The 10,892-nt window shown below is 33.4% G+C and carries 9 protein-coding genes; 5 read left to right on the forward strand and 4 right to left on the reverse strand.

Features of this window, described 5'->3' with window-relative positions:
* Positions 1-212: 212 nt before the first annotated feature.
* From HLH16_RS15550 to repM, 3 genes are all read right to left on the reverse strand, one after another.
* Positions 213-2,129 carry an acyltransferase family protein gene (locus tag HLH16_RS15550; RefSeq protein WP_171530003.1) on the reverse strand — a complete coding sequence of 639 codons (1,917 nt, stop codon included), beginning with the start codon at positions 2,127-2,129 and terminating at the stop codon, positions 213-215.
* A gap of 269 nt (positions 2,130-2,398) precedes the next feature.
* Positions 2,399-2,935 (reverse strand): plasmid replication DNA-binding protein, encoded by a 537-nt coding sequence (locus HLH16_RS15555; RefSeq protein ID WP_171530004.1) that lies wholly within the window; start codon positions 2,933-2,935, stop codon positions 2,399-2,401.
* A gap of 66 nt (positions 2,936-3,001) precedes the next feature.
* Complete coding sequence (repM, locus tag HLH16_RS15560) at positions 3,002-3,928, reverse strand: replication initiation protein RepM (protein WP_146857201.1); 927 nt, start codon at positions 3,926-3,928, stop codon at positions 3,002-3,004.
* Positions 3,929-6,146: 2,218 nt separating this feature from the next.
* Between repM and HLH16_RS15565 the strand changes: the two genes are divergently transcribed.
* Positions 6,147-7,139 carry a hypothetical protein gene (locus HLH16_RS15565; protein WP_171530005.1) on the forward strand — a complete coding sequence of 331 codons (993 nt, stop codon included), beginning with the start codon at positions 6,147-6,149 and terminating at the stop codon, positions 7,137-7,139.
* Between the two features lie 318 nt (positions 7,140-7,457).
* Positions 7,458-7,721, forward strand: a complete 264-nt coding sequence (locus HLH16_RS15570) for a hypothetical protein (protein WP_085064986.1) — start codon at positions 7,458-7,460, stop codon at positions 7,719-7,721.
* Between the two features lie 131 nt (positions 7,722-7,852).
* On the opposite strand, the gene HLH16_RS15575 is transcribed toward HLH16_RS15570, so the two are convergent.
* Positions 7,853-9,595 (reverse strand): hypothetical protein, encoded by a 1,743-nt coding sequence (locus HLH16_RS15575; RefSeq protein WP_171530006.1) that lies wholly within the window; start codon positions 9,593-9,595, stop codon positions 7,853-7,855.
* Between the two features lie 202 nt (positions 9,596-9,797).
* On the opposite strand from HLH16_RS15575, the gene HLH16_RS15580 reads away from it, so the two are divergent.
* The 3 genes from HLH16_RS15580 (at position 9,798) to HLH16_RS15590 (ending at position 10,727) form a co-directional block, all read left to right on the forward strand.
* Complete coding sequence (locus tag HLH16_RS15580) at positions 9,798-9,974, forward strand: hypothetical protein (RefSeq protein ID WP_171530007.1); 177 nt, start codon at positions 9,798-9,800, stop codon at positions 9,972-9,974.
* A 275-nt stretch (positions 9,975-10,249) separates the two neighbouring features.
* A complete protein-coding gene (locus HLH16_RS15585; RefSeq protein ID WP_171530008.1) occupies positions 10,250-10,504 on the forward strand; it encodes a type II toxin-antitoxin system HicA family toxin in 255 nt (84 codons plus the stop codon).
* Entirely contained in the window at positions 10,470-10,727 is a 258-nt protein-coding gene (locus HLH16_RS15590) for a type II toxin-antitoxin system HicB family antitoxin (protein ID WP_171530009.1), read from the forward strand. Before HLH16_RS15585 ends, HLH16_RS15590 begins: the two co-directional genes overlap by 35 nt.
* Positions 10,728-10,892: the final 165 nt, after the last annotated feature.

Raw genomic sequence — 10,892 nt, forward strand, 5'->3', positions numbered from 1 at the left:
AGCAGACGTGCACAGAAAACAGCAATTCAACAACGAAATCTGAATCCTGTGCTTGACTTGGAAATGTCCATATAGGACATTTCTATTTGGTTATTAGGTAGGACATTTCTACTTGGGAATAACATTTTAATTTCTCATAAGAGATTTTATGTTAAATAATTGGTAGGCTTACTTATACAAGATGAATAAAATAAGCCTACAAATACTAATAATTATTGATCTAAGTGCTCTTTAAACATTGGTACTAATAGTTTATTTCCATATTCACTTAAATGATCTCCATCACGATAAATCGGTCGATTTTTGTATGTGGAAATACATTCATTATTTTTACATAAAGTTTTAGCTGGATCTAAAACTTGTACCTTACATTTATGGGCACTTTTATTAATAATTTCTCTTACTTTTCCTGAGCGATTTAAATAACTATTATATGAAATTGATATTTTTTCATTTTTTCCATAAAAATAATTTTTAATAATTTTTTGTGGCGCATTAAAACCTAGTTCTGGAATAGGTTGGATAATATAAACTGGATTGCTTATAGAAATTTGGCAAAGTGTTTTTTCTAAACTTTTTTCAAATGATATTAATCTACTATGTTGAGAAACATTTGGATTATTTCCAAAATAGATATTTGGCTTTGCTCCTCCTGAGGGGATACGATCTGGATCATTTTCTCCAAATAAGGAAGCTGAATATCTTCCGACTAAAATAATAGGGACATTTTGATATTTCTTAGATTGGATAAAATCCATTCGTTTTTGGTTGATTTCAATACAAGGTCTTTTATCATAATATTGCATATTTAAAATTAAAGGGCATCCTCCGGTAGATATAGAAATAATACCTTCTGATTTTAAATCAAAAATAGAAGATAGGGATGTTGTTAATGAATCTGCGTGACTATCACCTATAATAATAGCTTTAATATTAGATGATTTACCTATAATACACTCATAAAATTCTTGCTTATCACATTTATAAGGATTTGAATTATTTTTTTCTTTTTCTGCGATTTGGGCCATTTCTGGAAGTCGTGAAGCTATTCCATTTGTTTCTTTGATTGTATATCCACAAGTTAAAATGATTAAGAAAATATAAAAAGGTTTTGCTTTGTATATCTCTTTCCAAAATGAATAGCGTGGAAAATTAATCTTTTCAATGAATTGATAACTTAAGAATCCAAGTAAGATGGATAGTGGAATGCCGTATACCCACCAATTTTCAAATGCAAAGTAGAACCCTAAAACGACTAAAGGCCAATGCCATACATAGATAGAATAAGACCATTTCCCAACATAATTAAAAGCTGGATTATTGATGATGAAGTTATTTTGGAAGCTACTTACAATAATTAAATATGCACCAAGTACAGGTATTAGTGCCATATAACCAGGCCATAACGTATCTTTTGACATTAAGAAATATGAAGCAACAATAAGTACAATACCTAACAATTGAATTGTAACTTGTTTTATCTTCTTTTGAAGCGACCAAGGATATAGGAAGGCTAACCCACCGAGTAGCATCTCCCAAGCTCGGCTTGTTAGTAAGAAATAAGCAGTTTTACTATCTTTGTAAGTTGCATAAACACAGTAAATAAAACTTGCTAGAAATAAACCTATAACAACACGTTTTAAATTGTTGAGGCTTAAATATTTTTTAAGAGCAATAATTATTATTGGAAAGAAAATATAGAATTGCCATTCAACAGATAAAGACCAAGTGTGAAGAAGCCATTTAGTATGCTCTGCGGTATCAAAATAACCGCCACCTTTTGCAAATAAAAGGTTTGAGATAAATAAGGAGCTTTTCTCAACTTGACGGCCTAAGTCACGATAGTCACTTGGAATTAAATAGAACCACCCAAATACGAGTAAAACAGCTGACATTGCAGCCAATACTGGAATGATTCGGTTTGCCCGAGCATTATAAAATTTGAATAAACTAAAAGTCTTTTTTTCTACACCATTAAAAATAATGGAGGTCATTAAAAAACCAGAAATAACAAAGAAAACATCAACCCCAGCAAATCCACCTGGTAGCGCTTGTGGATTAAAGTGAAAAATGACTACAGCAAGAACAGCAATTGCTCGTAATCCGTTTATATCGTATCTAAATTGCATAGAAAAGGTACAGTGAATCAGAAAAATGGCATATTTTATAACTTAATAAAATATAAGTCTGAATTAATGATGAATTTTAAGAACTCCTAAAATTAACATAATACACCTTATACGAAATGCGTTATAATTATCTATAGAAATCAATGCTGTAGTTTCTAGTTTATAGCCCAATCGCCACCGAATGGGCTTTTTTTATGATTTTTCACGTTCCACGCCTATTATTTGATCAATGTTCCACAACTTTGTTCATATCAGTTAAACAATCGTGGTTAATCATAGGGTCTAAAAAAACGGCTCCAAAAGCCCCTTTTCTCCGGTTCCTGTTCAACATGCTCCGGCACTGGAATGCGCTTGTTTTCAAGAGTAGTCAATCCGGCATAGTTCGGCTCTGGCTCTAACCGAGGATCTGTTGCTATATCCTGATTAGATTTCTGATCGGTAAACGTAGTCATATTGGCTTTTGGGGCTTCTAATAGACGTTGCATAGCTTCAATCTGTTCTTGATAAAACGATTCACGTTCTAGTGATTGATTTTCTCTCTGCACGGCCTGATTTAATTGTTTTTCTAGTATTTCAACTTGACGTTTTAATAAGTCAACTTCTGTTAAGTTTTGACTGTTAGTTGATTGACTTTGGTTGACAGTAGAGTTGTTTTTTTGTGGCTCTCCAAAGACCCTCAAAGCCTCTGAAAAGTCAATCAATCCATCAGATCCTTTTGATAAATTTCCTTTATTTATATGGGCATAAATAGCCTGTCTAGAGTATCCATATAGTTTTGCTAGTTCTGAAACTGACAGTTTTTTCATCATGTAAACCAGTTTTCAATTTGTATTAATACTTGACTGTTAACTTTACAATGTCAATTAACAACGTCATTGAAACCCTACTTTTTTTAGTAAAGGAATTAACTCCTTAAATTTCTCTGAATCTTGCAGCATTTCAGCGATGCGTATAGCAAATTGTTGATAGCTTTCTGTGCCTTGGGAATACTTACTCATCTCAGGGAGTTCGGAGAGTTTATTGGCAAATAGGTGGCATTGTTTGTCGGTCATTTTTGAAAAAAGATCGATAGTGTCTAGATCCCGCTTATTCTCTAGTGACTTAGCAGCTGATTTTTTTTGTTTAAAGTTGAAAGAGAAACCCGAGATCGAGCGACCTTTTTTATGTTGTTGATAAGTTACTTTAATATCTGTTTTTTCATTAATGTCATTAATAGCTAGATCAAGAACTCTTTTTTTAAAATCGCTCATTAATTTATATTGATTTTCTTCGATTCCAAGCTGTGCACGAAAGTCTTCTAAATTAATGATGGGGGTTTTTTCTGTACTTCTCCATTGAATCAATAATTCATAGAGTCTACTTGAATACACACTTTTTAATTGTGCTGTTTGGCTCAAAAGATATTGAGTAAAAAATTCTTTTACCCCATTGATACGGCTGATGCCTTGAACAACAGCAGGCGTAAAAACAATTTCTATGGCACCTTCATTGTCCAAATATTTAACTTGAGAAATCCAACGACTTTTTACAAGTTTTCCATCTTCATCAAAAAAGCTGAATCGGCGATTAAATAGGGTTTCTTCCGCTTCCTTCATTCTCATATAAGCATTTTGTCGAGTAGTACCAAATACATCGGCATAACGTAATGCATCTATTCTTAGAGGCATGTCTGTAGTTAATCCTGTACCAGTGTCTCTGGCATCTACAATAGCCAATTGAACAATATGAAATTCTGCTAGGGAAAGTACTTGAAATGCTTGATTCAAACGATTTGTTTTAACTACAAGATCTTTTTTCATGTGGTAATTAAACGTCTTTATATGAGTTATTAATAGCTTTAAAAGACATATTAATTCAAATCATTTAAAAGACAAGTATTAATTTGTCTTTTAATGACAATTAAACGTCTTTGTATTGGTAATTAAACGTCTTTGTATTGGTAATTAAACGTCTTTGTATTGGTAATTAAACGTCTTTATATATACTCTGAATACATTGAACTATAAGGCTTATAGCAAGTTGAAAAGCATTTAAAAACCTTAAAATAATTAAAAACCTGAATCATGAAAAATTGCCCTTGGTTTTCGCTTCGCTCAAACTCTATTGAATCTCGCTTTCGCTCGATTCGTCGGGGCAATTTTTGAGTAATATTTTCGTGACTTTTGAAAAAAGCAAAAGCAACTCGGAATTCGCTTCGCTCATAAAGCTTTTTTGCTCGCTTCGCTCGGTCAAGACTCTGTTTTGTACATGTAATCTAAGTTTTTCTAGAATATAAAATAGTAAAAACGGTTTTTCAGGGAGTCTAGGCTCAACTTTTTAGCGTTCGCTCGTAGACACTCGCTCTGATATAACGATTAGAGGCAAAAAATAGGGGGTAGGCGCGTTTTTTCACTGATTACCAATGATTCCCTATATCAAATAGAGAAAATGGCTTAAAACGCAAATGAGCGCAAAATGGAAAGCAGTTTATAGTCTTACTCAGGACTTTGATCTCAGTTATTTATGTGTGATGAGGGACACACAGATTTTTAATTTCGTTCAGCAGAATCGGCTGCGTCAGGATTTTTTAAGTGAGGTCCCCACTAACCGTTTATAAAAAGTCGGATCAAAGACTTTGATTTCACTTGTTTTCTCAAGGTTCTTGGAATTTCTGGATCCGATGCCACTCGAATCTGATCTTCTAGGTCGATTTTTACAAATGTGGCTGGAGGGTTTAGACCACCAAGTCTATGAAGTCGCCAAACTTCATCCTCAAACCACATTCTTCCAATTCTCTTACACACTCCAACTTAATGGCGTGTCCTTTCGTTACTCATTTCAACGCTCGCCTTTCACTCGAATTGAAATGCTTCCTCTGCCATTACAGCAAAGCCCTACTAAGTCACTCTCCCACAGTTCTGTTTTTTCGGAAGTTGCCTCCGATTGAATGAAAACCTCTTCAAATTAAAGAGAAATTTTCAAGCAATACGGCTTCAAACAAAACTGCTTCCCAAGTTAGTATTAAAACAGTTGTTTTCAGTTGCCTGAAAACTGGTAGAACCCGTACCGATCTCCTGCATACAACACCTACATTCCTATCTCCCCTGATCGCAGTTCCAAGTCGTATCAGGTTTATACAATGCTGTATGCAGTTAATAATCATCCACGTTCACGCCTTACCCATATCGACATACACAGCCTAAACAGCACCATGTTGACGACCTTACAGGCTTGAGCTATCCATTGATCTCGACAGCAAAACAGAATGTCATCCGACAATTTCACTGTTTCACCTAAAATCGAGTACCGATTGCGCCAGCTTTCGCCTTGCAACCCTGACACCTCACGATGCCCTCAAAAGCCCACCTGCGGGTATAACCTACGCCCTTGTCTTTATTTTTGTTTTTGACTTGAAGCGTCTGGTTATCAGCTATTGACGAGGTTACTCATTCCGTGAGTCCTCTGACTGTCTGTTTTAATACAGGGTTTCGGCCCTTTCAGCCTAGGAGGGAAGTTACTCCCACCGCCACGTCACCGTGATCCCGTGTCCTTGTCGCCCAACTGACCTCCACCTTGGGAGTGGAGGGTGTTCATTCATCAAAATGAGTGAACAGGTAGAAAGCGGGAGTCACACCCGCCAGCCCCTAGTGTAGCCGCGCCAGCTAGAGTTTCCTCACGCACGCAGCTTCACCACTAAAGCTTCTCAAAGACTGGCAATCCTCAAGAAGGGGGAGTGTGTCTGATTCATGGGTAGGCAACCCAGGAACCAAACAGAAAAGAATTGGCTCATGGATTGGCAGTCCACGCAAAAAAATCAAAGACCCTAAAAGCGTTATATTTGATCAAGTTGCGGTCGTCAAGCCCATTTTGGGGAACTGCTATTTATAGAATCACCAAAGGTGGTTCCTTATCCTGCTTAAAAACTTCAAAAATGCAATTTTTGGGTTTTTAAGGATTTTTTATAGAATTTTCACTAAATATCTTTTATAAATCTCTTATAGAATCACTTTATTAAAATCACTTTGAGAGTAATAAAAAATGATTTATTACAGCTACTTTCCTAAAGACTTTACAAAAAATGTCATGGGAATGATGACAAACGAATATGATCTTGTTTCTAAGAAATTTAGGTTCAATACGAATAATAATGAAGCAACTCATATGATTGCTAAATGGATTGAACGTTATCATTTACTGGAAACAGCTCAGCAAACCTATCGGAGAAGATTGAACAGTGAGCCGGTTTTTAGCTTGCTAGTTAATTTCAGTTATAGTTATTTACCAGGGCTGAGTGAAAATGAGTGTTGGGAAAAAATTGCTAAAAATGAACCTGGTTTTTTAGTGCAAGTAGAGGCTTACCTGTTTTGTCGAACCAGTGATGCTTTCTTATTTGATGAAAAAACTCAAAAGGTTTTGAATAAAAAAGACAAACAAGATTTAGTGAAGATTAACCGTAGAATCTTTGAGATTTGTCCAAGTGCAGAATCTTTTAACTATATCGGCGATGTTGATCCAATCCGCTCTAGTAAATATGAATTGGTACGTCTGACCAAGCCGAAAAAAAGTATTAAAGAGCTTCAAGCCAAGAATTGGACCAACGAAAAACACGCTACAGACTGGACCTGGCGTCTGACTGATCAAGCCTATAAGGAACAACTAGAACAAGGGAAAAGGGTCGTTTTACGGTTTCAGAGCCTGATTGAAAAAAATGCCAGTCTGGATGAGAAGAAAGCCTATTTTGAACGCCATTTCCGGGCCTTGGAGGGCTATTTAGGCTACCGTGGGGTACGTCAGCAGATTGGGAATTTGTATCATCTGGAAAAACGCTTATTCAACGATAAGTATAATCATCCTTGGTTTGATCATGGAGCCAGGACATTAAAGCTTTCATATATTAAAAAGATTAAAAATATGATTGCCAACAATACACCGTATCAAGAAGCTGAATCTTGTTATGTGACTGTATTAATGGAAGCTTTCATTACAAAACACGAAAAACAGAGGGAGAAATCCAATAAAATTGAGGTATAGGATGTTTTTTCAATCACACATAATACCTACCTAGATTGCTTCACTAGGTAGGTATTATGTGTGATGCTAAGCTTTAAATTTCTCACATAATATAAGTATTCGATTTTAAATATTATTTTATTTGTGTGGGAAAAATAAAACTTAAACATCAATTTTTTAAGTTATTGAAATTAAATACAAAATCAAGAACACACATCATAGCTACCTTGAAGCAGAAAAGAAGCTACTATGTGTGTTGCATAATGCCTCACATGCGAAATGTCTTTAGCTACCCGACTTAGAATATGATTTAGGTTGGCTTTACTCAGGATTACGTCAATGTCAGCAGTAAATCTAATTAATGAAAATGACGATGAGAGAGAAATTGCTTCTCAGGCAGCTTGTGCACTTCGAGAAAGCTTTATTACCGCAGCTCAAAGTGGATCAGTTATGTATGTTGAAAATGATCATTTAATGAGTAAAACGCCGAATCGAACCCCAATTGTGATTAAACGTTTGGAAGGCCGGAATCCTGACCTTGCTCGACGCTTTGCTGGTCATGGAACTTTTAAAATTAAAAAACGTAAAGTAAGCCAGGATTAAAGCTAAATGTGGCTTACACTCGAACTGCGCATAAGAGATTTATGTTAAAGGGATACTCAGAAGGCCCATGAGTCGGGTTGTTATTCACCAATTAAAATGGGTTCTAACACGGGCCTTTCGTATAAGGTGTATTATGTTAATTTTAGAGGCAATTCAACAGTTAACTTAGTATCAACCTGTTCAATTATCTTGAAAATTCTTATTCTCTTTTTATCGACTGAATCAAAATTAGCCCATAATGGAAATGGAAATGGAGAATCTATTGGATAGCCAATCTTCTGTGAGTTAAGTTTTTGTCGCCAAATAATTCCATCTAGATTCCATATATTTTTTTTAGATCTGAAACTTACATCCTCAGCATTCGCTACTTTTTTTTCTTCTTTCAGGTATATAGGAAGTCTTTTAAATCTATTTATCAATGCCTTATATTCTTTAGATTTTTCATCTAAAGGAGAACTAAATGTTAGATTAGCCCACACTTTCATCATATTATTTTCTAAATTCTTTAAATCCTCTAGACTCTCATTAAGAATAAAATTTTTGTCGTTATTAATATACAAGATATTAATATATTCGTTAATATCTTCTAAAAAATCAGGATAATATTTATCTAATCTATATAAATTTTCAAAAGATCCAGATTTAAATAAAAATCTACGAATAAGTCCAGTTACAATCAAATATCCATCTTTTGCAAACCAAGTTTTTTTATTAATTGGAATGGAAATTCCATAGTCTTTATCAAAAGTCCCTATTTTATTTCTAAAATCGAATTCTAAAACACTAGCTACTAGACAAGGACAATCATCAATATCTGGGCAAAGAATGGTTTTTGACTTTCTATACCAATTGACTACGTCATTAAGAGAATTTGGATCAAAGTTATTACCAATAAAATTAGTCTTTAATATTCTATTTTTCAATGCATTTAATAGATGATCAATCATTCCTAGTGATAATATATTTTGTAGATTTAACTCATTAATTCTTATAACTCTATTATTCTGTTCATCATTTTCATTATCAATTTTAATGATCATATTAAGAGTATTATTTTTATTCCGATTGAAACTATATTTATCTTTCTTTAACTTACAATAAATATGATTCATCCAGTCGCCTAAATATTTCGAATAAATACCATAAACCCCATTTGATATAATATTATTATCAATTTTAAATTCTTCATTATCTATTATAATATTAATTATTTCCTCTATACTTTGGCTTTCTCTTATCTTTTTATAAAAATTATGAAGTGGACTGTCATTAAAACCATAATCTGTCTTAATTGCTCTATCTCCAGTAATAGTAGATTTTATAGCTGCTAAAAAAGTTTCATTTACGGATTCAATAGATAAGTTCAAATCAATTAAATCTCTAAAAATAGGAAGAGAATAGTTTAATATTTTACACATTGAATAATAAGAATATGGATGTTTATTATTGTGTGAATCTTTAGAAGTAAATGAAATATAGTTAGTAGAAATTTCATTTAAAAGGTTTTTTGCTAAATCTGATAATTGAGCATCACGAGATTCTTGTATTTTCATTAAAAAACTTGTAATACTATGAATATCTTCATAATTTTCTATTTTTTCTAAAACTTTATCGCTTAGTAATTCATAATTTTGTTCTGTACGATGGAATAAAATATTTATTAATTTAATTTTATTGGAAAAGTTTTTTGGTGACTCTATTGGTAAAGACCAGTTTTTTTCCTGTTCTATAAACTGTTGTCGAGAATAAACGGCTAGTAGTAAGACCTGCTCCCAAGTCATTTTATATATTTCTTTAAGTGATTCTAAAATTTTCTCTGGTGAGCATCCAAAAAATTTCAGAATCTCTCGATTGGTTACTTTTTGATCAATCAATTTTATTCTCCCCTCAAACCTTAAATATTAAGAAATAAAAAAATCAATAGAAAAAGTATATTTAAAAAATTATTAAAATGAAAACATTTATATATTTTAAATAAAAAGTTTATCCTAAAATAGCAAAAAAAAACCTAAAATAAACGTTGGTTTATTTTAAAAATTAAATAGTGGTGTTTTTACCTATCATATATGATTTTTTTTGATTGCATCTTTCACATCACATTTGTATATTGAGTTCATTCCAGGGATTAAAAGTCTAGGAAAATTTAATAAGTCAATTCAAAAAAAGGAGACAAAAATGTTTGATGACTTAATCGATCTAGCAATTGATATTGCAGCTGAACTAGCAAAAGAAGCGATTAAAGACCGCTTATAAGGAGAAAAATATGTTGAGTGAAGTATTAACTGGTCTATTAGATATTTTACATCTACCACCTAATATTTTTATGAAATAGGGAATCATATGCGTGCAATCTTAATAACCATCGCAATTCAAGTTGCAAAAGAAGTCATAAAAAATCAACGGAATCATTGAGAGGTAGAACATGTTAATTGAACCACCAAAAAACTTTCCTTGGCCAAAGCTCCCAGGAACTCGCTTCTAAAAATTTTTAAGGGCTATAGAAATATAGCCCTATAAGAGGGTAAATCATGCACAGCATCAAAATAATTAGCTTACTCCAGAGTCTTGGCTGGATTTGTGTAAGACAAACAGGTAGCCATAATCACTTTAAACATTCTGAGATTAAAGGACTGGTCACAATTCCACATCCAGTACAGACTCTTCCAAAAGGCACATTGAAAAGTATAATTCGTCAAGCGCAGATCAAAATTCCACTTGATATGCTAATGTCGAAAAAAGGACACAAGATTGATATTACAACCTGTTGCAATAGACCTCTCTGAAGGAAGTCCATATTCCGTTTATTTCCCAAACTTACCGGGATGTAATGCTATTGGAAATAGTGTGGAAGAAGCATTAGAAAATGCAAAAGAAGCTGCTACAGATCATATTGAAATTTTAATTAATGATAGGGAGGATATTCCTTCTTCTGTAAATATTACCGAACTAATGCTTCTACATGAATATAAGAAATGTGTTTGGGCATTAGTGGAAATATTTCCCTAATTTTCTCCATTTAACATAATGGGCGGTATACGAAGTCAATCTGTAAGCCCAAAATAGAAATGTCCGGTTTCTCCAAAGTAAAAATGTCCGCTTTTAGAATATGCACTTTTGCGATTATTGAAGCGGACGGTTTGATATGTTGGTGTCTATGTCGGATAAAGAACT

Source organism: Acinetobacter sp. ANC 5378, from assembly GCF_013004315.1.
GTDB lineage: Bacteria > Pseudomonadota > Gammaproteobacteria > Pseudomonadales > Moraxellaceae > Acinetobacter.

Bases quoted from the DNA above. Each gene is read 5' to 3' on its own strand.
- HLH16_RS15550 (WP_171530003.1), bottom strand. From the start codon at position 2,129: ATGCAATTTAGATACGATATAAACGGATTACGAGCAATTGCTGTTCTT.
- HLH16_RS15555 (WP_171530004.1), bottom strand. From the start codon at position 2,935: ATGAAAAAACTGTCAGTTTCAGAACTAGCAAAACTATATGGATACTCT.
- repM (WP_146857201.1), bottom strand. From the start codon at position 3,928: ATGAAAAAAGATCTTGTAGTTAAAACAAATCGTTTGAATCAAGCATTT.
- HLH16_RS15565 (WP_171530005.1), top strand. From the start codon at position 6,147: ATGATTTATTACAGCTACTTTCCTAAAGACTTTACAAAAAATGTCATG.
- HLH16_RS15570 (WP_085064986.1), top strand. From the start codon at position 7,458: ATGTCAGCAGTAAATCTAATTAATGAAAATGACGATGAGAGAGAAATT.
- HLH16_RS15585 (WP_171530008.1), top strand. From the start codon at position 10,250: ATGCACAGCATCAAAATAATTAGCTTACTCCAGAGTCTTGGCTGGATT.